Genomic DNA, 22,930 nt, shown 5'->3' with positions numbered 1-22,930 from the left:
TCCGCGCCGTGTGGGCCGCGGAAAAGTCGGCGCGACGGTCGCGCGAGTTGTCGGGCGGCGGCTGCAGGCGGGAGGCCGCCTCGCTGTGTTCGATCGGTTCCTCGGGCTCGGATCGCCTCTCCCCGGGGGGGAGAGGCCGACGACGCGCAGCGTCGGCGGGTGAGGGGGTTGATGACTCGCGTTGGGCCCCCCTCACCCGCGCCTTCGGCGCGATCTCTCCCCGCAGGGGAGAGGTGGAAGACGGCGGGCGCGGCTCCCGCCCGGTCTGCGAGCCGAGGCCGGCCTCGCCGCGGGCGATGCCGGGGTTGAGCAGCGCCTCCAGGGCGGGCGCGATCGGCGGCAGGGTCTCGCGGGACGCCTTGGCCCGGGTCGGGCGGGCGGGGTCTTTGGGGGGCTTGGCCATGGGCCGCAATATGGGCCGGCGAGCGCGGCGGGGAAAGGGCGGGCCGGCGCGCTCCCCGACCCTGTCGGCCGGTGCATCCCACCCTATATACCACCGTGCCGGCGGCGCGCCGGCGCGCCTAGGACACCGTCAGGACCCCGGGAGACATTCGATGGTCACGCCTCCGGACGCCTATCTCGATCTCTTGAAGGACAAGAAGGCCTTCGCCAGCATCGCCACCGTGATGGCCGACGGCTCGCCCCAGGTGACGCCGGTGTGGTTCGACTACACGGACGGCGTGGTGCGGGTGAACACGGCGAAGGGCCGCGTGAAGGCCAAGACGCTCACGCCCGGGCGGCCGGTGGCGCTCGCCATCATCGACCCCGACAATCCCTATCGCTACCTGCAGATCCGCGGCACGGTGCGTAGCGTCACCGAGGACGGCGCCGACGCTCATATCGATTCGCTCGCCAAGAAGTATCTCGGCGTCGACACCTATCCGTACCGCCAGCCGGGCGAGCAGCGCCTGTCGATCGCCATCGAGCCGACCTCGGCTTCGGGCATGAACTGAGGCGGCTTGTCATTCCGGGGCGCGGACCGCAGGTCCGCGAACCCGGAATCCAACCATGACGGACGAGCGTGCCGCTGGATTCCGGGTTCGCCGCTGTGCGGCGCCCCGGAATGACCAAATCAGAGCGGCCGTGCGTGGATGCTCGGCACGAGGCCGGGTACGGTGACGGCGAGGCCTGGACGGAGGTCCGCGCCCCGGAATGACGGCTTCGTAGCGGCCGTCACTTCAATCTTACGGCACCACCAGGCTCGCTCACGGCGCCACCAGGCTCGGCGACTGGCCACTGGCGGCGAGCGCCTGGGCGACGAAGCCGTTGCGCTTCATCTCGGCGATGAAGCCCTGCAGGAAGGCGAGCGCGGCGGCGCGGCCCTTGGGCACGGCGATCGCCTGCTCGATGCCGACGAACCGGCCCGGCATGACCCTGTAACCCGGATGCGATTCGGCGAAGGCCACCAGCTCCTGGCGCACCCCGGCGACCGCCTCCAGCTCCTGGTCGACGAACAGGGCCCGCGCCTCCGGCCCGCTCGGGGCGAGCACCAGCTCGGCCTGCTTCAGGGTGCGGGTGAGATGCAGCTCGTAGGCGCTGCCGCGGGCGCCGGCGATGCGCACCCCCGGCCGGTCGACGTCGCCGACGTCCTGCAGGGGCGAGCCCTCCGGCACCAGGCACCCGGCCTCGATCAGCACATAGGGGGCCGTGAAGTCGAGCTCGGCGGCGCGCACCGGGTCGATCGCCATGAAGGCGACGTCCCATTCGTCGCGGGCGAGCGCCTCGAACACCTTGCCGGCCGCCTTGTAGGTCGCGAAGTCGACCGGCACGCCCAGCCGCTCGGCGAGCGCGCGGGCGAGCGCCGCCTGGGTGCCGCGCGGCTCGCCCGTCACCGGGTCCTGCTGGGCCAGCACGGCGTTGCCGAAGTTGATGGCGGCGCGCACGCGGCCCTTGGGCGCGAGCGCGTTCAGCACGTCCTGCATCGGGAGCTCCCTCCTGGCCCGCGGCCGAGACGCCGGCCGAGGCTCCGGCTGCACCGATACTACGGTTCCGCCGCCGGCGGTATGGTCGGCGCGACGCCGCCCATGAACACCGGCGTCAGCACGTGCGCGCGGTACAGCCAGCGGCCGTCCTGGCGCACGCAGATGCTCGTCACGTCGGCGATCATGATGGCGGGCAGCGAGGGCAGCACCGGCTCGCCGTCGGCGGCATAGAGCAGCAGGATGCAACGCAGCGTCGCTTCATCCTCGCGAGCGTGATCGATCCGGAAGTTGGTGACGACATGGCGGGCGGTGCGGGCGCCGCGGGCCTCCCGCCACGCATAGAAGCCGCGGACCGCCTCGTGGCCCTGCATCCGGGTCTCGCCGATGACGAACACGCCGTCCGGCACGTAGAAGCCGTGCCCCTCCCGGCCGTGGTGGAGATCGACCTCGTGCCAGTAGTCGACCTCCAGGGCGGTGAGCGTCTGGAGGAGGGCGCCGTGGTCGCGCCCGCCCCCGCCGTTCGGTTCCGCGGACATGTCTCACTCCTGGATGCTGATGCCGGCCTTCTCGATCGCCGCCTTGTTGAAGGCGAGCTGCTCGTCGAGGAAGCGGTCGAGCTCCTTGGGCGAGGAGCCGACCGGATCGACCACCAGCTCGTCGAAACGTTTGGCGATGGCCGGCGACTTCACGGCCGCGGCGATCGCCTTTGACATGCGCTCGACGATGGCGGCGGGCGTCTTGGCCGGCGCGAAGACGGCGACCCACATGGGGAAGGCGAAGCCCGGCAACGTCTCCGCGACGGTCGGAAGGTCCGGCCGCTTCGGTGAGCGTTCGGTCGTGGTGACGGCGAGCGCCCGCACGCGGCCGTCCTCGATGTTGGGGAGCTGCGGCGCCAACCCGTCGATGACGAGATGGATCTGGCCACCGAGCAGCGCCGCCGTCGTCTGGCCGCTGCCGCGATACGGCACATGGACCATGTCGAGTCCGGCACTGGCCTTGAACGCCTCGAGCGGAATGTGCGAAGCGCCGCCGATGCCGCTCGAGCCGAACGCGTACTTGCCGGGGTTCTTCTTCACCAGCGCGATGAACTCGGGCAACGTCTTGGCCGGCACGTCCGGAGTCGTCACCATCACGAGCGGATAGCGCGTGACCAGCGAGACGCTCTCGAAGTCGCGCCGGACGTCGAAGCCCGGCGTCTTGTAGACATAGGGCAGCGACGCCATGCCGGGGCCCGTGAACAGGAACGTGTAGCCGTCGGGCTCCGCCTTGGCGACCGTGCGGGTGGCGATCAGCCCGCCGGCGGAACCGTTGTTCTCGACGATCACGCGCTGCGGCAGCTCGCTGCTCAGGCCTTCGGCCAGCAGGCGCGCCATCAGGTCGATGCCGCCACCCGCTGCCGAGGTGACCAGGAAACGGATCGGACGGTCGGGCCAGGAGTCTCGGGCGGCATCCTTCGCCGTCGACTGGAGCGCGGACTGAGCCGCGGCCGGACCGGACACCGTCGCCAGGACTGTGCCGATCGTGACGGTGCCGATCACGACAGTGCTGGTCAGCACAGTGCTGGTCACGGCGGGTCCGGTCGCCGCGGCGACGATGGTCGCGAGCTGCCGAAGCAGGCGCATGGTCGGCTCCTCTCTTGTGTTTTCGCGTTTCCTCGGGTGCGGCGCGGGTGCCGCTCGTTCTTGACTTGCGTATTATTAATAATTAATCAGAGGCCGCGACGCAATTCCCTCCGTCGACATCGTCGCGCCGGACCGAGATGGCCGAAGCGCATCGGCGAAACGGCACCGCAGCAACGGCGGAGGCGGTAACGGGAGGATCGTCCAGTGGAGCGCGGGAACGGGCCGACGTGGCCGAACGGAAAGCGGGTCGCCGTCGCCGTCACGGTGATGTACGAGACCTGGGCCGAGGGAAAGGCGCCGAACTACTCGGTGCAGACCACGCATCTCAAGCCAGGCACCGTCGATCTCGCCGGTCGTGCCTGGTCCACCTACGGCACACGGGTCGGCGTCTGGCGCGTCGTGCGCACGCTCGACCGCCTGCAAATCCCCGGCACCTTCTTCACCAATGCACGATGCGCCGAGCTCTTCCCCGACACGGTGGCGCAGATCGTCCGCTCCGGCCACGACGTCGGCGGTCACAACTACACCCAGGACGCGCTGCTCGCCTACATGGAGCCGGAGGAGGAGCGGGCGACCATCGGGCGCTGCCTCGGCATTCTGGAGGAGAAGGCCGGCAAGCGGCCGACCGGGTGGCTCTCCTCGGTGCTCGCCTTCACCGAGCACACGACCAGCTTCCTGGCCGCCGAGAAGCTGAAGTGGCACGCCGACGTCACCTATATCGACCTGCCGCACCGGATCGAGACGCCGAACGGCGTGCTCGCCGCGGTGCCGAACAGCGACTTCACCGACAACCGCGTTCTGCGCTCCAGCCCGCGCGATCTCTGGGACGTCTACAAGGGGACGTTCGACTATCTGTATCGCACCGAGCCGATGTCCATGCTGGTGCTGACCCTGCACTGCCACTTCGGCGGCAGGCCGATGATCATGTCGGTGTTCGAGGAGATCGTCCGCTACATGCAGCAGTTCCCGGACGTCTGGTTCGCCCGGCACGAGGAGCTGGCCGATTGGGCCCTGGCGGCAACTGCGCCGGAGCATCCCTACAAGGCCCGGTTCTTCTGAGCCCGGTGCGTCGGCCGCCGCGGCTTGTCATCGCTGCGGCCGCCGCGTAAGCGCTGGCGCTTCGGTGGGGAGAGCGTGACGATGACGGAACCGGGACGACGCACCAGGCCTGCGGCTTCGGCACGCGGGCGGACGGCGGCGCCCGTGGCCGGCGGGTCGGTGCGGCCCGAGCCCGCGGTGCGAACCACGCAGCGTCCCCCGGCGGAGCCGCCGCCGCCGTCGCGCAGCCTGTGGCTCGCCGAGGTGCTGCGCGAGCGAATCATCACGGGGGTCTACGCGCCCGGCGAGCGCATCCGCGAGGCGCAGCTCCGCGAAGAGTTCGGCTTTTCCAACGGCCCGATCCGCGAGGCTCTGCAGGCCGTCGTGGCGGACGGCCTCGCCGAGCGCCCGCCTTTCCAGGGCGTCCGGGTGAAGCGCCTCTCCGAGCGGGAGATCATCGAGCTGTTCCAAGTGCGCCTCGCGCTCCTGGAATACGCGGTCGAGCTCGCCGCCCGCAGCCCGACGCCCCAGACCATCGCGGGCGCGGCCGAGCTGAAGCGCAGCATCGACGCCGCCTTCACCAAGCTCGATGCGGGCCATCCGGCGTTCGGCGGCAAGCTGTCGCAATGGCTGCTGGCCGCCGCCGGCAACCGGGTGATGCAAGAGATCTGGGACCGGACCCTGCAGCAGACCCTGATCTACGTGAACGCCGCGTTCGCCCGCAGCCGGGGCCGCAAGAGCCGGGCCCTGCTCATCGCCCTGATCGACCGGATCTGCGAAGGCGACGTCGCGGCCGCCCGCGCGACGGCCCGTGCCCTGACGATCCAGACGCTCGCCGATCTCGGCATCTCCGGCACGCTCTGAGGGCGTTCCGAGGGGCGGCGCCCCGCTCCGCCTCTTGCGCACGCGCGCCGCGTGAGGCAAGAACCCGGCACCCCCGCTTCCCGCACTCGCTCTGTTTCGTCGGAGGCGTCATGCCGCTCTACGGCTTCGCATGCAAAGGCTGCGGCCACATGTTCCAGACCCTGGTGCGGTCGTCGGAGGTGCCGGAGTGCCCGGCCTGCGGCAGCACCGCGCTCGAGCAGCAGCTCTCGCTGATCGCCTCGCCCCAGAAGGGCGGCGCGGACGCGGAACCGGCCTGCACGCCCGGCGGCTGCGCCCAGTGTCCGGGCATGGCGATGGGCATGGGCGGCTGCGGCTGACCGCCGCCGCCTGCCGGTCGGCCATCGGCCGGCAGCCGCCGCACGAGGCGGCGTCTCGGCGCGCGGCCCGGCCGACGGCAGCGGCCGCGTGCCCCGCTCGGACTCCCGGCTTCAGAACCCGTCGACGACCTGCACGACGTGCTCGACCTCGGGCGGCGCCGCGAAGGTGTGGCCGACGCAGTCGCGCCAGGCCTGGAAATCGGGCGAGCCGCGGAAGTCGACCGTGTGGTTCTCCAACGTCTCCCATTTGACGAAGAGGCGGTAGCGCGAGGGTTTCTCGTGGCTCTTCTGCAGGGTTACGCCGGAGCAGCCCTTGGCCCGGCGGAACAGCGGCACCGCCTTCACGACCCCGGCCTCGAACTCGGCCTCCAGGCCGGGCTTCACCTCGATCTGCGCGATTTCCAGGACCATGAACGCCTCTGCGGTCGGAAAAAGGGGAAACGACGGGCCGGATAATGTGTCGGAGCTGCCCGGTCACGCAACGGCCGGCGCCGCTCGCCTGACCTGCGTGCGCGACAGTGCCACCGGATTCGACACCGCGCCGTCGGCCAAGGGAATTGTCCGCACCCTTGCGTCGGCCCTTCGTCGCTACGGGCCGTGCTGCCGCTCCAAAGCCACAGTTCCGGCAGGGGGAATTTGCTGCGCTGGCCGGCTTTTGCGTGAAGAAAGCCGGCTTCGCGTCGCCCGTCCGATCCGCCGCGATCGAGCGTTTGATCTCGGATTCCTTCCGGTGTCCGAATCGGCTTGCACGCCGGCGGATGGCCGGTATCCGACAAAAGGTTGTCGACGACACTGATTCGTGCGGCCGAGTTGCGAAGTGCGCAACCTCGGGACTCTCGCATGTTGTTCCGAATGTCGGGAAAACATGTGGAAAGTCGCCGCTCCCGTGTTTTCGACGAAGAGGTTTCCGAAGCGTTTCTCTCGTGTTTTTCCTTGCGGATGGGGCTAATTCTAATACAATCAGGTTTGTTTGGTGGCACTTCGGACCGAAATCGAGCCCCAGCCGGCCGATAGGCGCAGGGCGAGACCCTGTCTTTACAAATCAAAAGTAAATGTATTCGCGCGGCGCAATTTTTCCGCGGTTAGCCAAATACAGTTTTTCACTTGCGATACAGTCATGCACGTGAGAAGAGCCTTATTCATATCCCGCCCACCGGTTTGTTCGCCGACCGGACCGAGATCGATCGCGCCGAGATCGATCGTCACGAGGTTGCCCGGCACAAGCTCGACCCTCGGAAGAAAACTTCACCTCCATTCAGGAGAGTCGGACAATGGCTAATGTGAATCTCAAGGCCATGGACGTCGATGCGCTGCTCGCCTTGCGGGGCGAGATCGACGACACCCTGGAGGAGCGGAGCCGCGAGCTGAAGAAGCAGCTCAGCGCGCTGGAGACGGCGCGCGGCCGTCCGGCCCGCGGCGCTTCGGCCGGCGGTCGGTCGAGCGCCCTGAAAGGCGTCAAGGTGGCGCCGAAGTATCGCGGTCCGAACGGCGAGACCTGGGCCGGCCGTGGCGCGCATCCGAAGTGGCTGGCGGCGCTGCTCGCCGACGGTCACTCGCTCGACGAGTTCTCGATCGAGGGCGCCGACGAGGCCGAGGTCGAGGAGGTCGCCGAGAAGCCGGCCCGCAAGGGCGCCGCCCGTGGCCGTCGCAAGCGCGGCTGAGCGGCGCGCAGCCTCGTCGCGATCAGGGCGCAGCGGCGATCCCGCCGCGGCGCCGCGGCAGCTTCTCCACGGTCGTATGCACGGCCGTCCGGACGGCCCGGTCCGCGAGCATCGCCGTCAGCAGGCGATCCGCAAACGGGCGCGCTGCGCGTAGCCCCTGTAGGGACGCTCCACCGTCAATGCCGCCCCGAGCGCCTGCGCCCGGGCGGCGAGGCGCGTTTCCAGCTGATCACGCGGCGTGACGTGAAACAGCGCCAGCCACGCCCGCAGCGCCGTGCGAAAGCTGCCCGGCAGCCGCTCCTGACCGCCGAAATCGACGATCTGCACTTCGCCGCCGGGGGCCACCAGGCCGAGCGCCCGGTCCAGCGCGCCGTGCCAGTCCGGAATCATCGACAGCGTGTAGGAGAAATAGACGCGCTCGAACCGCGGCTCGCCGAACACCGCGGCCGGGTCGAGCGTGACGGCATCGGCATGCGCGATCGCGACCCGGCCGCCGAAGCCGGCGCGGGCGATCGCCTCCGCGGCGCTCGCCAGCATCTCGGTCGAGACGTCGACGCCGAAGAAACGCGCCTGTGGCCAGCGTCGCGCCGCCCGCACGAGATTGCGCCCGGTGCCGCAGCCGATCTCCAGCACGCGGTCGCCCGGCCGCGGCGTCAGCCGCTCGATCAGATCGTCGCGACCGAGCAGATAGTATTTCCGCGTGAGGTCGTAGAGGTGCCGCTGGCGGCGGTACATCCGGTTCATGCGCGCGGTGGCGTCGGCGGCCGCCGCATCGCCGCCGCGGTCGTCGATCGCGTGCGTCATCTCAGCCCCGGTCGTCCAGCACGTAGAGATGGAAGCCGCCGTAGATGGCCGAGCGGTCGCGCGCCGTGAAGGCGCGCGAGGCGTCCGCCTCGTAGCGCCAGCGCGAGAGGATCGCGTCGTCCAGGCGACCGGGCAGCAGGCTCGGCTCGGCGGCGGTGCGGAAGATCACCCGCGCGCCGGGCTTCGCCGTGCGGGTGATCTCGCCCCACAGCGCGTCGAGCTGGGCGTCGGTCATCCAGTCCTGGGCATCGAGCAGCACGTAGCGGTCGACCGACTGGGCCGGCTGCGCCGCGAGATGCTCGGTCATCGCCGCGTTGACGACGGCGACGCGGCTCGCGCGGCCGCTCACGGCGGCGAAGTTGTCGCGTTTGAGATAGGGCGGCACCGGATCGCGCTCGCCGTCGCCGTAGCGGCGGCCGAAGGCCTGCCAGGCGAAGTAGTTGTCGTCGAGATCGAAGCCGCAGGTCAGCCGCTCGACCCGGCTGCGCAGCACCGCCGCCATGTCGCCGCCGCCGGCCGAGGCGAGCGCCGCGTACTGGGCCGGCGGAATCCCGAGCCCGTAGAGCGCGACCGGGCGGTCGACCGCCCAGCGCACGAAGCGCTTGTCGAACAGCGGGGCGAGCAGCGTCTGGAACAGCTCGAGCTGTTCTTCACGCGAGCGCGCCGCCAGCACGCGGCGGAGATCGACGCCGTAGAGCCGCGCCACCGCATGGCCGAGCCCGATGAAGTGGCCGAGCAGGCCGTGCTTGTAGACGTTGCGGGCGAACAGCGAGATCCGCCGCCGGCCGAGCCCGAAGGCGCCGCGCCCTTCCCAGTAGGCGCGCGTCGAGGCGTCGAGCCGCGGCGCCAGGTGGTTCCAGTAGGCCTCGACGTTCGCCGCCGCGTCGGCCGTGCCGAAGAACCGGTAGAAGGCGCGCCACGACGGCAGATGTCGGGCGGCGGCGAGCTTCAGCCGCACCAGCGCGACATGCGCCGTGTTGACGTCGACGGCGGTGATTCGCGCCGGGTCGGCGATCAGATAGGAGAGCACGTTGCAGCCACCGGAGGCGATCGCCACGACGTGATGGTCGCGGCCGATCTGCAGGGCCTCCATGTCGACGGCCGGATCCTCCCAGATCTGAGGATAGACGAGCCCCCGGAACATCCAGGCGAAGACGATTTCGGCAAGGCCCTGGCGCGACAGGGCGGGAGTGCGACGGACGGCGGCGCTGACGCCGCACCGGACCTTCGACGGCGAGGAGATCACACCGGGCCTCGATGACTGCGATGAAAGGGATGCGTCCAAGTCACCACGCGCGAACGGCACGCGGTCGAACACCGGCGTGTGTATCGAGCAGCCGGTGACGCCTTCATGACAGTGTGACGCTGCGGCGGGGGACGGGGACGGCGTCCCGAGCCCACGCTGCATCCGATCTTCGCAGCGTCCGACGGCCTTTCGGTCGACGCGAGCGCGCGCCGGACGAGAGGCCGTCGGGTGCCCCGCGAAGTCGTGATCGAGCAGAATGCATTCTACGGTTGCAACTAGGAAGCTAATCTCCTATTAGTTGTGTTGCCGGTTTCGGTTGTGCCCCTGGTGGTGCGATCCCCCGAGCCGGCATCGGGCGAGACCGAAGCCGGACTGTTCCACGATCGAGCCGACATCAGCACGCGACCCCTGTCGCGAGCCTGGTCCGGCGCGTCGCCGCGAGCCGGCCGAGCCAGCAGGGAGGGTGCCGATGCGGCAGAACTTCACCCAGACCATCACGATCGCGGGGACGGTTCGGGCGGTCGACGAGGCGAACGGCAGCTTCACGGTCCAGGCCCGCAGCGGCGACCAGTTCACCGCATTCGTGGGGGTGACGACGAGCTATCAGGTGGTCACCAATCTCGACCAGATCTCGCGCGATCGCGTTCCCGATCCGCTCGCCGATCCGCCCGGCTCGGACGTGCAGATGGCACTGCGCAAGTACATCCAGCGCGATCGGCCCGTCTTCGTCGCCGGGCTCTACCAGGAGGACGGCGACCGCGCCCGCTTCGAGGCGCGCACCGTCTATCTGCTGCACTCGGCCCCGGACCGCTACCTGTTCGAGGAGACCCACTGGTGGCTCGTGCAGGTCACCCAGATGGCGGACCGCATCCTCGACCATCTCTTCGACGAGCGCCGCAACTACACGATCGACGACTTCGCCAAGTTCTACCGCACCAACCTCAACATCCTGGGCCAGCCGGTCGACGACAACGTGCAGGAATGCGCGGTGCTGTCGCGCCTGCTCTACGACCTTTCGACGGCGTTCCTGATCACCGGGGCGGAACGCTACTTCCTCGCCGCCCAGGCGGCCGTGAAGTATCTGCGCGAGGCGTTCCGCTCGTCGAGCCACGACGGCGAGTACTGCTTCTGGGCTTACGGACGCCGCCGCCACACCGAGGGCGAGAAGGGTGAGAGCCTGTTCTTCGCCTCGCAGGGGCCGGACGACGTCGGCACCATTCCGCTCTACGAGCAGATCTACGCCATCGCCGGGCTCACCCAGTACTACCGCATCACGCTGGACACCGAGGTGCTGGAGGACATCCGGCGCACCATCCAGAGCTTCCAGGCCTTCTACTGGGATCCGCCGAGCGCCACCGCCAAGGGCTTCGCCGGCAAGGGCGGCTACTACTCGCATCTCGACCCGGTGACGATGCGGCCCGACACGCCGGCGCTCGGCGAGAACTGCCGGCGCAAGAACTGGAACTCGATCGGCGACCACATCCCGGCCTATCTGGTCAATCTGATCATCACGCTGGAGCCGCTGCCGGCCGGCAGCGCCAGGCCGTACCTCGCCGAGCTGCTCAAGACGGCGATCGCCATCCTGGAGGAGACGACGACCCTGATCGTCGAGAAGTTCCCGGATCCGAGTTCGAAATACGTCAACGAGCGGTTCCACGACGACTGGACGCCCGACCATGCGTATCGCTGGCAGCAGGACCGCGCCGTGGTCGGCCACAACCTGAAGATCGCCTGGAACCTGACGCGCTGCGCCAACTACTTTCACATGCGCGCCGCCCGCCATCGGGCCATGGGCCACGGGCCGCAGGCGTCCGCCGACGACAATCACGCCAAGCGCCTCCTGCAGGTCGCCCGCAAGCTCGGCGACGACATGGCGACGGTCGGGCTCGACGCGGTGCGCGGCGGCATCTTCGATTGCGTCGAGCGGCATCCTACCGGCGGCATGCCGATCCAGTTCGCCTGGGGCGCCACCAAGGATTTCTGGCAGCAGGAGCAGGGCGTCCTCGCCTATCTGATCCTGCACGGTGCCACGGTCGGCGACAGCAGCTATCTGCAGCTCGCCCGCGAGTGCTCGGCGTTTTGGAACCTGTTCTTCCTCGATCGCGAGCGGCAAGGCTACTACTTCCGAACCACCGAGAACGGGCTGCCGATCCTCGACGGCCAGTACGGCATGAAGAGCAGCCACGCGATCGGCTACCACGCCTTCGAGCTCGCCTATCTGGCGCATGTCTACACGCGGACCTTCGTCGACGCGGGGAACGGCGCCGACAACGGCTTCTGCCTGTATTTCCGGATCCGTCCGTCGCCGAGTCAGACGACCATCAACGTGCTGCCGGACTTCATGCCGCCCGGGCGGCTGTCGATCGAGCGCGTGGTCGTCAACGGCATCGACATGACGGCGCAGCTCAAGCCCGCCAACCCGGACGACTTCCAGATCTCGCTCGCCAACCTGCCGGGGGCGCAGGACGGTGGCGCCATCGCGCTCGTCGTCCAGTTCGACGCGATCGCCGTCGGTTGAGCCGCTCGATCGCGCGCCGCACAGGAGACCGTCATGTCGAATGCCCCGCTCGCCGGCAAGAAGATCGCCGTCCTGGTCGAGTCGCAGTTCATCCCGGGCGAGATCCGCCTCTACCGCGAATGCTTCGCCGCCTACGGCGCGACCGTCGAGCTCGTCTCGCGCCTGTGGGGGAATCCGAGCCTGCGCTTCTACTCGACGGTCGAGCCCGGTGTCGTCGACCCGCTCGAGTGGATCGACGTCGACAAGGACGTCGACCAGGTCGCGCTCGAGGACTACGCCGCCGTGATCGTCTCGGCGAACTACACGAGCGTGCGGCTGCGCGCGAGCGAGCGTCGCGACGTCACCGCCGCGAACGCCGCGCAGGTGGCGCGCGAGGTGCCGGCCGCGCGCTTCTTCCGCCGTGCCATGCAGAACAAGGCGATCGTCAAGGGCGCCGCGTGCCACGGCCTGTGGCTGCTCACCCCGGCGCCCGATCTGCTCGCCGGCCGCAGGGTGATCTGCAACTCGGTGCTGATCGCCGACGTGATCAACGCCGGCGGCCTCTACACGCCCTGCGTGCCGAACACGCTGGAGAAGGATCAGGTGGTGGTCGACGGCGACCTCGTCACCAACAGCTCGTGGCACGCCACAGAGGCCTTCGTCGACGCCATCAAGGACGCGATCCTGGCCGGCCCCGCCCGTGACGCGACCGCGCCGCTGCCACCCCTGCCGGAACCGCGCGGAAAACGCCACGTGCTGGTGATGCTCTCGGAGTGGGGCTACTGGGGCGAGGAGCTGATCGGGCCGCTCGAGGAGTTCGATCGCGACGGATACACGGTCGACTTCTGCACGCCGACCGGAAAGCGGCCGAACGCGATCCCCGTCAGCATGGATCCGGACTTCTTCGACCCGCCGCTGCAGCGCCCGGTGACGTCGGCCGAGATGGCCGCCAAGGTGCGGCGCTACGACGATCCGTCCACCCCGGAGGGCGCCCGTCTGCAACACCCGATCTCGCTCGCCGCCTGGTTCCCGGAGCGGCCCTACTATTCGGCGCCCGCCTTCGTGCGGCTGCTCGAGGCCTACAACCGGGCGCTCGAGGCGGCGCGCGAGAGCATCGCCCGCTACGACGCGGTGCTGCTGGTCGGCGGCTCCGGGCCGGTCGTCGACATGGTCAACAACCAGCGCGTCCACGACGTGATCCTGGCGTTCCTCGACGCCGGCAAGCCGATCGCGGCGGAGTGCTACGGCGTCGCCTGCCTCGCCTTCGCGCGCGACATGAACATCCGCAAGAGCATCATCTGGGGCAAGCACGTGACCGGGCACTGCCTGGAGTACGACTACAAGGATGGCACCGCCTTCGTGAAGGCGCGCGACACCTTCCTCGACTTCAACATGGGGCCGCCGCCCTATCCGCTGGAGTTCATCCTGCGCGACGCGACCGGCCCGGACGGCGGCTTCCACGGCAATTTCGGCCACCCGACCAGCGTGCTGGTCGACTGGCCCTTCGTCACCGGCCGCTCGACCCCGGACAGCGCGCTCACCGGCCGCAAGCTGATCGAGGTGCTGGACGGCGACCCGCCGCTGCGGCGGTGGGGGTGGTGAGCCGGTCCGTCCTCTCCGCCGTCATGCCCGGCCTCGTGCCGGGCATCCACGGGCGGCCGAAGGCCGCGCTCGAATATCGGCAACGGGAGAAGCCGTGGATGGCCGGGACGAGCCCGGCCATGACGAGTGAAGGCGGAAGCCTCGCGGGTAACCCATGATCCACCAGTTCATCTTCGCGAGCCCGAAGCCCGGCCTGAGCGAGGCGGCGTTTCAGCGCTATTGGGTCGAGGAGCACGCGGTGCGCTATGCGAGCCGCATCGCGCAGATCAAGAAATACAAGGTCGACACCCGCGTCACGCTGCCGGGCGACACGGCCGAGCCCCTGTGGAGCGGCGTCGCGGAAATATGGCTCGCCAACGAGACCGAGCAGCTCGCCTCGCTGCAGTCGCCGGAGTTCATCGACGGCGCGCGCGCCGACGAGCCGCGCTGGGCCGCGTTCTGGCGCACGCTCGGGCTCGACACCACGGCGCATCTGCTGCTGCCCGGGTCGCCGGAGGTGCGCGGCGCGGCACTGGTGCTGCTGCTGGTGCTGACCAAGCGCCGCGAGGGTCTGCCGCTCGGTGACTTCCGCAGTCACATGCTCGGTCCGCATGCGGCGCTGGCGACGGCCCTGCCGGGATTGCGACGGTATCAGCAGGGCCATGTGCGCGACGGCGCCTACGCGATCGGCGAGGCGCCGCTCGATTGCGTCGAGCAGCTCTGGTTCGACGATGCCGACGCGGTGGGCACGGCCGAGGCCGCGATCGAGGGCGCGATGCTGGCCGCCGACTGGCGCCGCTGCGCCGAGCCGCGCTTTCTCCATCGCATGCTGGTGCGCGAGCACTGGATCATCGGGCCGGAGCCGCGGCGCTGACGGCAGGGTCTCGACCTCTCCCCGCGCGCGGGGAGAGGTCGACGTTCGCGCGTTCAGCGCGGACGTCGGGTGAGGGGGCGTCTCGGCGAGTCTCTGCCTTGCGGAAGCGCCCCCTCACCCGACTCGGACCTGCGGTCCAAGCCACCCTCTCCCCGCGCGCGGGGAGAGGGAAGAAGGGGCCATGTCACTGGAGGCCATCATGCCGATTCCCGTCCATTTCGAGTATCGCACCGGGCTCCGCCATATCGTGCTGCGCGACGTCAGGCTCGCCGGAAGCTGGGACGATCGAGGCCGGCCCTCGGCGCAGTGGACCAGCGTGGCGATGGAGCCTTTCGTCGCCGACGACGGCTGCCCGGCGTTCCGCGCCACCGTCGCGCTCGACGACGCCGCGCTGGGCGCGACGCTGCGCTGGAGCGTGAGCACCGAGACGATCGCCGGAACCGTCTCGGCGATGCCGACCGAGCAGAGCGTCGCGTCGTCGTCCGATCAGCACCGCGAGTTCGTGCTGCGCGGACCCGACCAGGTCGAGCGCTACTTCCTCACCCATTGTCGCCGGCTCGGAGCCAATCCGGTGCTCGGTGACGACGGCACGCGGGTGCGCTTCGCCGTGTGGGCGCCGAACGCTCGCAATGTCGAGCTGGTGCGCGCGACGTTGTCCGGGCCGAACAACGAGAAGGGCGGCTACATCTTCGACGACGGGCGCGGCCTCGATACGGCGACGCCCATGCATCGCGACGACGGCGGCATCTGGACGACGGTCGCGGCGGAGCTGCCGGACGGCGGCGTCTGGGACAGGTACGACCACACGCTCTACATGTACCGCATCACCCGCGACGACGGCTCGATCGCCTATCGCACCGACCTGTTCTCGCGCTGCCAGATCGGCAGCGGCAATGTCGATCCGGCTCGCGGTCCGACCTGGTGCGGGTGCCGCAAGAGCCTCGACGGCACCAAGAGCTGCTCGGTCGTCGTCGATCCGGGCAACGTCACGGCGACGTTCGAGTCTCCCGCCTTTCCGGAGATCCGGTGGACCAAGGAGGACGAGTTCTGGCAGGACGAGCACGATCCGGACAATCCGGTGCCGCGCCGGCTCGAGGATCTGATCATCTACGAGCTTCATGTCGACGGGCTCGCCGCCGGCCGGAGCCCGCGCGGCACCTTGGCGGACGCGATGGCGTTCCTGCCCTACCTGCGTCGGCTCGGCGTCAACGCGGTCGAGCTGATGCCGCTCGCCGAATACGAAGGCTGGGCGAGCTGGGGCTACGGCTCGTCGCACTACCTCGCGATCGAGTACGCGGGCGGCGGACGTGATCAGTTCAAGTGGTTCGTGCGCGAATGCCACCGCCACGGCATCGCCGTGATCATGGACGTCGTCTACAACCACTACATCGCCGACGCCGAGCGGGCCGAATGGGCCTACGACTCGACCGCGCCCGAGCGCAACATCTGGTACTGGTACGAGGGGCGGCCCTCGGACTACTCGTTCCGGGAGGGCGGTTACATCGACAACGAATCGACCGGCTGGGCGCCGCGCTTCTGGGAGGAGAACGTCAGGAAGCTGTTCATCTCCTCGGCCGCCATGCTGGTCGACGAGTTCCACGTCGACGGCTTCCGGGTCGACCAGACGACCTCGCTGCACGGCTATGCGAAGCTGCATGCGGACGGACGTCCGGCGCACGGCGCCAGGACCTTCGGTCAGAAGTTCCTGCGCGAATGGACCCGCACGATGCGGCTGGTGCGGCCCGACGTAATCCTGATCGCCGAGGACCACTCCGGCTGGCCGGCCGTGACGCAGCCGACCGCCGCCGGCGGGCTCGGCTTCGACGCCGCCTGGTATGCCGAGTTCTACCATCAGCTCGTCGGCGACGCGACCAACGACACGGCGCGTGCGCGGCTGCTGAAGTTCGCCGGCTACGGCGACGACCGGCCGCTGAACATGACATGGTTCGCCGGCACGCTGACCGCGAGCGCGCGCGGTCACGTCGTCTATCACGAGTCGCACGACGAAGCCGGCAACTCGAGTTACAAGGAGAACGGGCACACGGTCTTCTCGGCCCGCACCATCGTCACGGCCGTCAACGGTGCGCCGCTGATCGGCGCGACGCGGGGGTTCGCCGAGGGGCGCACCCGCGTGGTCGCGGGCCTCGGGCTGTTCGGGCCGGCGACGCCGATGTTCTTCATGGGCGAGGAGGTCGGGGCGCGCGAACCCTATCGTTATAACGACTTCATCGCCCATCGGGAGGACTTCGAGGCGTTGGCGGAGGCCGAGGGCGCGCGGCTGTTCCGGTACTATCGGGCCGTCATCGCGCTGCGCCGGGGCTCGACGGCGCTGCGCTCGCACGCGCTCGACATCCTGCACGTCCACGACGCCAACCGGGTGCTCGCCTTCCGCCGCGCCGACGCCGGGCAGGAGCTCGTCGTCGTCGCCAGCCTGAGCAATCATGCCTTCGCGGACGGTTATCGCATCCAGCATCCTCTGCTCACCGACGGCGCGTGGCGCGAGGTGCTGAACAGCGACGCGGCCGCGTTCGGCGGCGGCGATATGATCAACGCCGACCGGGTCGCGAGCGCCCATGGGGCCCTGACGGTGCGGCTCGCCGCGAACGCCGTCGCGGTTCTGCAGCGCGTCTAGCCGGGGTCCGTCTGGCAGACGATGTCACGGGCTACGAAACACGGACGGAGGCCCGCCGGCGCGTGCCGGGCGGCGTTTCGCCACATCGGGGTGTTTCCTGATCGGTCCCTCACCGGGCGGTATGTGCGGCGCCGAGCGCGCCGCGATACCGCTGGGGCATCGACCTAGTTTGCCTAAATAATAGTCTGAATGCGCTGCCGTTATGGGCAATTTCCCGGAATCGGAAAGATGACTGACCGGGATCAAGGATCTTTTGCGCGCTGTCGCCTACTACCGCGCCAGTCCACGTCCCCCGCGTGTGTCCCGCCCAGCCTTCCGCCCGGCCGAGGTCGCACTGCATGCCCGCCGTTCCGTCCTCCGAGTCCGCCGTCCTGGATCGTCGACTTTTCCTGACCGGTGGCTGGCGACGCGGCGCCGTCGGCCCGCCGTCGTCTCGATCCGCGAGACGGGACGCGCGCGTCGCGATTCTCGTCCAGGCGGCGCCCGCCCGCCGTGGCGCCGTCGGCGACGCGGTGAGCGCGCTCGAAGGCGTTCGCGTCTCCGAGCCGACGCGCGGCCGCCTGATCGCCGAGGTCCCGGCCGATGTCGTCGCCGCGACCCTGCAGGCGCTGACCGAGATTCCGGGCGTGCTGACCGCCAGCGTGCTGCCCCCCGACATGCCCATTGCGCGCGCGGACGCCGCCGCTTCTCCAGAGGTCACGTCATGACGAAGAGCGACACGGGTGTCCGCGGCACCAATGTCTGTGGCGTGCTGGTCCACGCTCTGCCGGCGCGCGCGGACGAGATCGCGCGGGCACTGGAAGAGATTCCCGGCAGCGAGCTGCACGCCGTGCTCGACGGCGGCCGGCTGATCGTCACGCTCGAGGACACCGAGACGGCGACCGCGCTGTCCGGGCTCGAGACCATCCATCGCACGCCCGGAGTCGTCGCCGCGGCGCTCGTCTATCACGGATTCGATCCGGACCGCGGCCCTGCGGCTCCGCACGTCATGGAGGCTTGAACATGTCCGAGCAGACGCGACGCGACACCATGAAGCTGGCCGCCGTGGCGGCCGCCGCGGCCGCCGCCGGCGTGACGGTCCCCGAGACGGCGGACGCGCAGGTCGCCCGCGGCGACGGCATCCGCTGGGACAAGGGCGTGTGCCGCTTCTGCGGCACCGGCTGCGGCGTGCTGGTCGGCGTCAAGGGCGGCAAGGTCGTGGCGACGCAGGGCGATCCCGACGCGCCGGTCAATCGCGGCCTCAACTGCATCAAGGGCTACTTCCTCTCCAAGATCATGTATGGCGAGGACCGGCTGACCCGGCCGCTCTTGCGCATGCGCAACGGCAAGTACGACAAGACCGGCGACTTCACGCCGATCACCTGGGACCAGGCCTTCACGATCATGGCCGAGAAGTGGAAGGCGGCGCTGAAGAAGAGCGGCCCCTCCGCGGTCGGCATGTTCGGCTCGGGCCAGTGGACGATCTGGGAGGGCTACGCCGCGGCCAAGCTCTACAAGGCCGGCTTCCGCTCCAACAATCTCGATCCCAATGCGCGCCACTGCATGGCCTCGGCGGTCGCCGGCTTCATGCGCACCTTCGGCATCGACGAGCCGATGGGCTGCTACGACGACCTCGAGCACGCCGACGGGTTCGTGCTGTGGGGCGCCAACATGGCCGAGATGCACCCGATCCTGTGGTCGCGTCTCACCGACCGGCGCCTCACCCACGACGGCTGCGAGGTGCACGTGCTCTCGACCTTCGAGCACCGGAGCTTCGAGCTCGCCGACAACGGCATGATCTTCGTGCCGCAGAGCGACCTCGCGATCCTCAACTTCATCGCCAACTGGATCATCCAGAACGGCGCCGTGAACCAGGATTTCGTCGGCAAGCACGTCGCCTTCGCCCACACCGTGGAGGACATCGGCTACGGCCTGCGCCCGACCGATCCGCGCGAGGTGGCGGCCAAGAACGCCTCGCACAAGGCGGGGCAGGGCGGTGCCATCGATCCGGCCGGCATGCGTGAGATCACGTTCGATCAGTACAAGGAGCAGGTGGCGAAATACACGCTGGACTACACGGCGAAGCTCTCCGGCGTCGAGCCCGACAAGCTCGTCAAGCTCGCCAGGCTCTATGCCGACCCGAAGAAGAAGGTCGTCTCCTACTGGACCATGGGCTTCAACCAGCACGCTCGCGGCACCTGGGTGAACAACCTCGTCTACAACATCCATCTGCTCACGGGGAAGATCTCGGAGCCCGGCAACGGCCCGTTCTCGCTCACCGGCCAGCCCTCGGCCTGCGGCACGGCCCGCGAGGTCGGCACCTTCGCGCATCGCCTGCCGGCCGACATGGTGGTGACCAGCCCGGCGCACCGCGCCGTCGCCGAGAAGATCTGGCAGCTCCCCGAAGGCACCATCCCGGGCAATATCGGCTATCACGCCGTCGTGCAGCACCGGATGCTCAAGGACGGCAAGCTCAACGCCTACTGGGTCCAGTGCACCAACAACATGCAGACCGCGCCGAACATGAGCGGCGAGGGCCTGCCGGGCTACCGCAACCCCGAAAACTTCGTCGTCGTCTCCGATCCGTACCCGACCGTCACGGCGCTCGCCGCGGATCTGATTCTCCCGACCGCGATGTGGATGGAGAAGGAGGGCGCCTACGGCAATGCCGAGCGGCGCGGCCAGTTCTGGCGCCAGCAGGTGAAGGCGCCGGGCGAGGCCCGCTCCGACCTCTGGCAGACCATCGAGTTCTCGAAGTACTTCAAGGTCGAGGAGGTGTGGCCCGAGGAGCTGATCGCCAAGAAGCCGGAGCTGCGCGGCAAGACGCTCTTCGACGTGCTCTACGCCAACGGCGCCGTCAACAAGTTCCCGCTCGCCGAGACCCAGCAGGGCTTCGACAACGACGAGTCCCAGGCGTTCGGATTCTACGTCCAGAAGGGGCTGTTCGAGGAGTATGCCGCCTTCGGCCGCGGCAAGGCGCACGATCTCGCGCCGTTCGACATCTATCACAAGGCGCGCGGCCTGCGCTGGCCCGTGGTCGACGGCAAGGAGACGCTGTGGCGCTTCCGCGAGGGCTACGACCCCTACGTCAAGGCCGGCGAGGGCGTGAAGTTCTACGGCAAGCCGGACGGCCGGGCCCGCATCATCTTCTGTCCCTACGAGCCGGCCGCCGAGAGCCCGGACAAGGATTACGACATGTGGCTGTGCACCGGCCGCGTGCTGGAGCACTGGCATTCCGGCTCGATGACGCGCCGCGTGCCCGAGCTGCACCGCTCCTATCCGACCGCGCAGCTGTTCATGCATCCGGACGATGCGCAGAGCCGGGGCTTGAGGCGCGGCCAGTCCGTCAAGGTGATCACGCGCCGCGGCGAGGTGATCACGCGGGTGGAGACCCGCGGCCGCAACAAGATGCCGCCGGGCCTCGTCTTCATCCCGTTCTTCGACGAGGGCCAGCTGGTCAACAAGCTCACGCTGGACGCGACCTGCCCGATCTCGAAGGAGACCGACTTCAAGAAGGCGGCCTGCAAGGTCGTGCCGATCTGATCGGCCGCCCGCACCGTCGTTCGTGAGCATCAGAGCCTGGTCATGCCGACCGAGACCGACCGCAAGACCCCGACCCGCCGCCGCTTCGTGCAGGCCACCCTGCGCACGGCGGTGGGCGCGAGCGCGTGCGGGCTCGGGCTCGCGGTTCTCTCCGGCCAGTCGCGCTCGCTGCCGGCCGATGCGCTGCGGCCGCCCGGCGCCTTGCCCGAGGCGAAGTTCCTGTCCGCCTGCGTGCGCTGCGGGCTGTGCGTGCGCGCCTGCCCCTACGACACGCTGAAGCTCGCCGATCTCGCCGCCGGGCCGGCCGGCGGAACGCCGTTCTTCAAGGCGCGCGGCATTCCGTGCGAGATGTGCGAGGACATCCCGTGCGTGAAGGCGTGCCCGACCGGCGCACTCGACAAGAGCCTGGTCGACATCACGGCGGCCCGCATGGGCGTCGCCGTGATCGTGTCGCGCGACACCTGCCTCAATCTGCAGGGGCTGCGCTGCGACGTCTGCTATCGCGTGTGCCCCGTGATCGACAAGGCGATCACGCTGGAGCAGACCCACAACCGCCGCACCGGCAGGCACGCCGTGTTCGAGCCGGTCGTCCATGCCGACGCCTGCACGGGCTGCGGCAAGTGCGAGAAGTCCTGCGTTCTCACCGAGGCCGCCATCAAGGTGCTGCCGGTGAAGCTCGCGGTAGGTCGACAGGACGAGCACTACCGCCGCGGCTGGGAGGAGAAGCGCAAGGCCGGCCGCGAGCTGGTGCCCGGCATCATCGACCTGCCGGACCGTTTGCCGGAGGTGAAGCCATGAGCGCCGGCGCTCCGGCCGCCACTCCGACTCGATCGGCGTCTCACGGCGCGGCCCGCGCCGCGGCGCGCGTTCCCGGCCGCGAGGCGCGCCGGCTGCACGGCGTCTGGACCGCGAACCGCTGGCTGATCCTGCGCCGGCTGACCCAGCTCGGCGTGCTGGCGCTGTTCCTGACCGGCCCGTTCGCGGGCGTGTGGATCGCCAAGGGCACGCTCGCCGCGAGCCTCACCTTCGACGTGCTGCCGCTCACCGATCCTTTCGTCGTCCTGCAGTCGCTCGCCGCGCGCCACTGGCCGGAGACGACGGCGCTCACCGGCGTCGCGATCGTGATCGGCTTCTATCTGATCTTCGGCGGCCGCACGTTCTGCTCCTTCGTCTGCCCGGTGAACCCGGTGACGGATCTGGCCGCGTGGCTGCGCCGCCGGCTCGGCGTCGAGAAAGGTTTCTCCATGCGGCGCGAGACGCGCTGGCTGGTCGCCGTCGCGGTGCTGGCCGCCGCAGCGGCGACCGGCACGATCGCGTTCGAGCTGATCAATCCGGTGACGCTGATCTACCGGGCGATCCTGTTCGGCACGCTCGCCGGCCTCGCTGTCGTCGTCGCGATCTTCGTGTTCGATCTCGTCGTCGCGCGTGACGGCTGGTGCGGCCATGTCTGCCCGGTCGGCACCGCCTACGGCCTGATCGGCAAGGCGACGCTGCTGCGGGTCTCGGCGCGCGGCCGGGCGCGCTGCGACGACTGCCTCGACTGCTTCGCGGTCTGTCCCGAGAATCACGTCATCGCGCCGGCGCTGCGCGGGCGCGCCGACGCGACCCCGGTGATCCTCTCGGGCGACTGCACGACATGCGGGCGCTGCGTCGACGTCTGCCCGGAGCGCGTCTTCACGTTCACCCACCGTTTCGATCGGGGCGTCGACGCGGCCCCGCCGCCGTCGCCGCCGGTCGCCGGGCCCGACTCCCCGGCGACGCTGGAGAAGGTCTGATCCGATGACACACCGATGGAGGGCAACGATGGCCGAACCGCGAACCCGAGCCGGGCGCGTCGCCCTGATGGCGACCCTCGTCGCGACGCTCGTCGCGCTTCTCGCCGCGACCGGCGGGATGGGGCTCGCGCAGGAGCGCACCTCGCTCAAGAGCCTGCGCGGCGACGTCGGCCTCGAGGAGATCGGCACGGCGCCGCCGGTGGTCAAGCAGGACACGCCGTCCGACGGCATGTTCGGCCGCGCCTATCGCCAGCAGCCGCCGCTGATCCCGCACCGGATCGAGACCTATCAGGTCACCAAGGACTTCAACCAGTGCATGACCTGTCACGACTGGCCGGCGAACATCAAGGCGGGCGCCCCGAAGGTCTCCGAGACGCACTACAACGACCGCGAGGGCAACCGCCTCGACAAGATTTCGGGCACGCGGTTCTTCTGCACCCAGTGCCACGTGCCGCAGCTCGACGCCAAGCCGCTCGTCTCCAGCACCTTCCAGAACGCCACCGAAGTGAAGTGACGGCGCGCCATCGCCGGCGCGCGCCACCGCGCGCCCGTGG

Annotated in this window: 22 protein-coding genes and 1 pseudogene; 15 read left to right on the top strand and 8 right to left on the bottom strand. The window is 69.5% G+C overall.

The window, feature by feature from the left end; translation table 11 throughout:
* Nucleotides 1-403, bottom strand: a pseudogene (locus ABTU92_RS14530) (hypothetical protein); the annotation flags it as partial.
* Between the two features lie 151 nt (nucleotides 404-554).
* Here ABTU92_RS14530 and ABTU92_RS14525 point away from each other — a divergent pair.
* Nucleotides 555-953 (top strand): PPOX class F420-dependent oxidoreductase, encoded by a 399-nt coding sequence (locus ABTU92_RS14525; protein ID WP_111355401.1) that lies wholly within the window; start codon nucleotides 555-557, stop codon nucleotides 951-953.
* Nucleotides 954-1,205: 252 nt separating this feature from the next.
* On the opposite strand, the gene ABTU92_RS14520 is transcribed toward ABTU92_RS14525, so the two are convergent.
* From ABTU92_RS14520 to ABTU92_RS14510, 3 genes are read right to left on the bottom strand one after another with little or no spacing between them, the layout of a single operon-like run.
* Nucleotides 1,206-1,922 (bottom strand): transporter substrate-binding domain-containing protein, encoded by a 717-nt coding sequence (locus tag ABTU92_RS14520; protein WP_408091786.1) that lies wholly within the window; start codon nucleotides 1,920-1,922, stop codon nucleotides 1,206-1,208.
* Nucleotides 1,923-1,981: 59 nt separating this feature from the next.
* On the bottom strand, nucleotides 1,982-2,458 hold the full coding sequence (locus ABTU92_RS14515; RefSeq protein WP_408091784.1) for a hypothetical protein: 477 nt from the start codon (nucleotides 2,456-2,458) through the stop codon (nucleotides 1,982-1,984).
* A 3-nt stretch (nucleotides 2,459-2,461) separates the two neighbouring features.
* Nucleotides 2,462-3,544, bottom strand: coding sequence for a Bug family tripartite tricarboxylate transporter substrate binding protein (locus ABTU92_RS14510; protein ID WP_408091782.1), 1,083 nt, complete (start codon nucleotides 3,542-3,544; stop codon nucleotides 2,462-2,464).
* Nucleotides 3,545-3,748: 204 nt separating this feature from the next.
* Here ABTU92_RS14510 and ABTU92_RS14505 point away from each other — a divergent pair, with 204 nt between their 5' ends.
* From ABTU92_RS14505 to ABTU92_RS14495, 3 genes are all read left to right on the top strand, one after another.
* A complete protein-coding gene (locus tag ABTU92_RS14505; RefSeq protein ID WP_408091780.1) occupies nucleotides 3,749-4,603 on the top strand; it encodes a polysaccharide deacetylase family protein in 855 nt (284 codons plus the stop codon).
* 177 nt (nucleotides 4,604-4,780) lie between these two features.
* Entirely contained in the window at nucleotides 4,781-5,446 is a 666-nt protein-coding gene (locus tag ABTU92_RS14500) for a GntR family transcriptional regulator (RefSeq protein ID WP_408091778.1), read from the top strand.
* Nucleotides 5,447-5,556: 110 nt separating this feature from the next.
* Nucleotides 5,557-5,784, top strand: coding sequence for an FmdB family zinc ribbon protein (locus ABTU92_RS14495; protein ID WP_408091776.1), 228 nt, complete (start codon nucleotides 5,557-5,559; stop codon nucleotides 5,782-5,784).
* A 111-nt stretch (nucleotides 5,785-5,895) separates the two neighbouring features.
* Here ABTU92_RS14495 and ABTU92_RS14490 read toward each other — a convergent pair whose 3' ends face one another.
* Nucleotides 5,896-6,195 (bottom strand): antibiotic biosynthesis monooxygenase family protein, encoded by a 300-nt coding sequence (locus ABTU92_RS14490; protein ID WP_408091774.1) that lies wholly within the window; start codon nucleotides 6,193-6,195, stop codon nucleotides 5,896-5,898.
* A 624-nt stretch (nucleotides 6,196-6,819) separates the two neighbouring features.
* Nucleotides 6,820-6,990 carry a hypothetical protein gene (locus tag ABTU92_RS14485; RefSeq protein WP_408091772.1) on the bottom strand — a complete coding sequence of 57 codons (171 nt, stop codon included), beginning with the start codon at nucleotides 6,988-6,990 and terminating at the stop codon, nucleotides 6,820-6,822.
* Between the two features lie 65 nt (nucleotides 6,991-7,055).
* Between ABTU92_RS14485 and ABTU92_RS14480 the strand changes: the two genes are divergently transcribed.
* Entirely contained in the window at nucleotides 7,056-7,445 is a 390-nt protein-coding gene (locus tag ABTU92_RS14480; RefSeq protein WP_408091770.1) for an H-NS family nucleoid-associated regulatory protein, read from the top strand.
* 117 nt (nucleotides 7,446-7,562) lie between these two features.
* On the opposite strand, the gene ABTU92_RS14475 is transcribed toward ABTU92_RS14480, so the two are convergent.
* Both ABTU92_RS14475 and ABTU92_RS14470 read right to left on the bottom strand, forming a co-directional pair.
* Entirely contained in the window at nucleotides 7,563-8,249 is a 687-nt protein-coding gene (locus ABTU92_RS14475) for a class I SAM-dependent methyltransferase (protein WP_408091768.1), read from the bottom strand.
* Between the two features lies 1 nt (nucleotide 8,250).
* Nucleotides 8,251-9,492, bottom strand: coding sequence for a DUF3419 family protein (locus ABTU92_RS14470; protein WP_408091790.1), 1,242 nt, complete (start codon nucleotides 9,490-9,492; stop codon nucleotides 8,251-8,253).
* Nucleotides 9,493-9,964: 472 nt separating this feature from the next.
* On the opposite strand from ABTU92_RS14470, the gene ABTU92_RS14465 reads away from it, so the two are divergent.
* The 10 genes from ABTU92_RS14465 to ABTU92_RS14420 all read left to right on the top strand — a co-directional run bounded on the left by ABTU92_RS14465 (nucleotide 9,965) and on the right by ABTU92_RS14420 (nucleotide 22,890).
* Nucleotides 9,965-12,013 (top strand): AGE family epimerase/isomerase, encoded by a 2,049-nt coding sequence (locus ABTU92_RS14465; RefSeq protein ID WP_408091766.1) that lies wholly within the window; start codon nucleotides 9,965-9,967, stop codon nucleotides 12,011-12,013.
* Nucleotides 12,014-12,046: 33 nt separating this feature from the next.
* Nucleotides 12,047-13,594 (top strand): type 1 glutamine amidotransferase domain-containing protein, encoded by a 1,548-nt coding sequence (locus tag ABTU92_RS14460; RefSeq protein ID WP_408091764.1) that lies wholly within the window; start codon nucleotides 12,047-12,049, stop codon nucleotides 13,592-13,594.
* Nucleotides 13,595-13,748: 154 nt separating this feature from the next.
* Nucleotides 13,749-14,447, top strand: coding sequence for an EthD family reductase (locus ABTU92_RS14455; RefSeq protein ID WP_408091762.1), 699 nt, complete (start codon nucleotides 13,749-13,751; stop codon nucleotides 14,445-14,447).
* 199 nt (nucleotides 14,448-14,646) lie between these two features.
* Nucleotides 14,647-17,079: an alpha-amylase family glycosyl hydrolase gene (locus tag ABTU92_RS14450; RefSeq protein ID WP_408091760.1), complete on the top strand. Its 2,433-nt coding sequence runs from the start codon at nucleotides 14,647-14,649 to the stop codon at nucleotides 17,077-17,079.
* 512 nt (nucleotides 17,080-17,591) lie between these two features.
* On the top strand, nucleotides 17,592-17,786 hold the full coding sequence (locus ABTU92_RS14445; protein ID WP_408091758.1) for a hypothetical protein: 195 nt from the start codon (nucleotides 17,592-17,594) through the stop codon (nucleotides 17,784-17,786).
* Complete coding sequence (locus ABTU92_RS14440) at nucleotides 17,783-18,079, top strand: chaperone NapD (RefSeq protein WP_408091756.1); 297 nt, start codon at nucleotides 17,783-17,785, stop codon at nucleotides 18,077-18,079. Before ABTU92_RS14445 ends, ABTU92_RS14440 begins: the two co-directional genes overlap by 4 nt.
* Nucleotides 18,080-18,081: 2 nt before the next feature.
* Complete coding sequence (napA, locus tag ABTU92_RS14435; RefSeq protein WP_408091754.1) at nucleotides 18,082-20,601, top strand: nitrate reductase catalytic subunit NapA; 2,520 nt, start codon at nucleotides 18,082-18,084, stop codon at nucleotides 20,599-20,601.
* Nucleotides 20,602-20,643: 42 nt separating this feature from the next.
* On the top strand, nucleotides 20,644-21,399 hold the full coding sequence (napG, locus tag ABTU92_RS14430) for a ferredoxin-type protein NapG (protein ID WP_408091752.1): 756 nt from the start codon (nucleotides 20,644-20,646) through the stop codon (nucleotides 21,397-21,399).
* Entirely contained in the window at nucleotides 21,396-22,376 is a 981-nt protein-coding gene (gene napH / locus ABTU92_RS14425; protein ID WP_408091750.1) for a quinol dehydrogenase ferredoxin subunit NapH, read from the top strand. The genes napG and napH overlap by 4 nt, the downstream gene beginning before the upstream one ends.
* Before the next feature lie 28 nt (nucleotides 22,377-22,404).
* Nucleotides 22,405-22,890: a nitrate reductase cytochrome c-type subunit gene (locus tag ABTU92_RS14420; RefSeq protein ID WP_408091748.1), complete on the top strand. Its 486-nt coding sequence runs from the start codon at nucleotides 22,405-22,407 to the stop codon at nucleotides 22,888-22,890.
* Nucleotides 22,891-22,930 lie beyond the last annotated feature (40 nt).

Source organism: Rhodoplanes sp. SY1 (assembly GCF_046000175.1).
In the GTDB taxonomy this organism is placed as follows: domain Bacteria; phylum Pseudomonadota; class Alphaproteobacteria; order Rhizobiales; family Xanthobacteraceae; genus Rhodoplanes.
Note: the sequence above shows the minus strand (reverse complement) of the source record. Positions and strands in the feature narration are given on the sequence as shown.

What these genes read in the sequence shown, in the direction of transcription:
- ABTU92_RS14525 (WP_111355401.1), top strand. Translation starts at nt 555, where the DNA reads ATGGTCACGCCTCCGGACGCCTATCTCGATCTCTTGAAGGACAAGAAG.
- ABTU92_RS14520 (WP_408091786.1), bottom strand. Translation starts at nt 1,922, where the DNA reads ATGCAGGACGTGCTGAACGCGCTCGCGCCCAAGGGCCGCGTGCGCGCC.
- ABTU92_RS14515 (WP_408091784.1), bottom strand. Translation starts at nt 2,458, where the DNA reads ATGTCCGCGGAACCGAACGGCGGGGGCGGGCGCGACCACGGCGCCCTC.
- ABTU92_RS14510 (WP_408091782.1), bottom strand. Translation starts at nt 3,544, where the DNA reads ATGCGCCTGCTTCGGCAGCTCGCGACCATCGTCGCCGCGGCGACCGGA.
- ABTU92_RS14495 (WP_408091776.1), top strand. Translation starts at nt 5,557, where the DNA reads ATGCCGCTCTACGGCTTCGCATGCAAAGGCTGCGGCCACATGTTCCAG.
- ABTU92_RS14490 (WP_408091774.1), bottom strand. Translation starts at nt 6,195, where the DNA reads ATGGTCCTGGAAATCGCGCAGATCGAGGTGAAGCCCGGCCTGGAGGCC.
- ABTU92_RS14480 (WP_408091770.1), top strand. Translation starts at nt 7,056, where the DNA reads ATGGCTAATGTGAATCTCAAGGCCATGGACGTCGATGCGCTGCTCGCC.
- ABTU92_RS14475 (WP_408091768.1), bottom strand. Translation starts at nt 8,249, where the DNA reads ATGACGCACGCGATCGACGACCGCGGCGGCGATGCGGCGGCCGCCGAC.
- ABTU92_RS14465 (WP_408091766.1), top strand. Translation starts at nt 9,965, where the DNA reads ATGCGGCAGAACTTCACCCAGACCATCACGATCGCGGGGACGGTTCGG.
- ABTU92_RS14460 (WP_408091764.1), top strand. Translation starts at nt 12,047, where the DNA reads ATGTCGAATGCCCCGCTCGCCGGCAAGAAGATCGCCGTCCTGGTCGAG.
- ABTU92_RS14455 (WP_408091762.1), top strand. Translation starts at nt 13,749, where the DNA reads ATGATCCACCAGTTCATCTTCGCGAGCCCGAAGCCCGGCCTGAGCGAG.
- ABTU92_RS14450 (WP_408091760.1), top strand. Translation starts at nt 14,647, where the DNA reads ATGCCGATTCCCGTCCATTTCGAGTATCGCACCGGGCTCCGCCATATC.
- ABTU92_RS14440 (WP_408091756.1), top strand. Translation starts at nt 17,783, where the DNA reads ATGACGAAGAGCGACACGGGTGTCCGCGGCACCAATGTCTGTGGCGTG.
- napA (WP_408091754.1), top strand. Translation starts at nt 18,082, where the DNA reads ATGTCCGAGCAGACGCGACGCGACACCATGAAGCTGGCCGCCGTGGCG.
- napG (WP_408091752.1), top strand. Translation starts at nt 20,644, where the DNA reads ATGCCGACCGAGACCGACCGCAAGACCCCGACCCGCCGCCGCTTCGTG.
- napH (WP_408091750.1), top strand. Translation starts at nt 21,396, where the DNA reads ATGAGCGCCGGCGCTCCGGCCGCCACTCCGACTCGATCGGCGTCTCAC.
- ABTU92_RS14420 (WP_408091748.1), top strand. Translation starts at nt 22,405, where the DNA reads ATGGCCGAACCGCGAACCCGAGCCGGGCGCGTCGCCCTGATGGCGACC.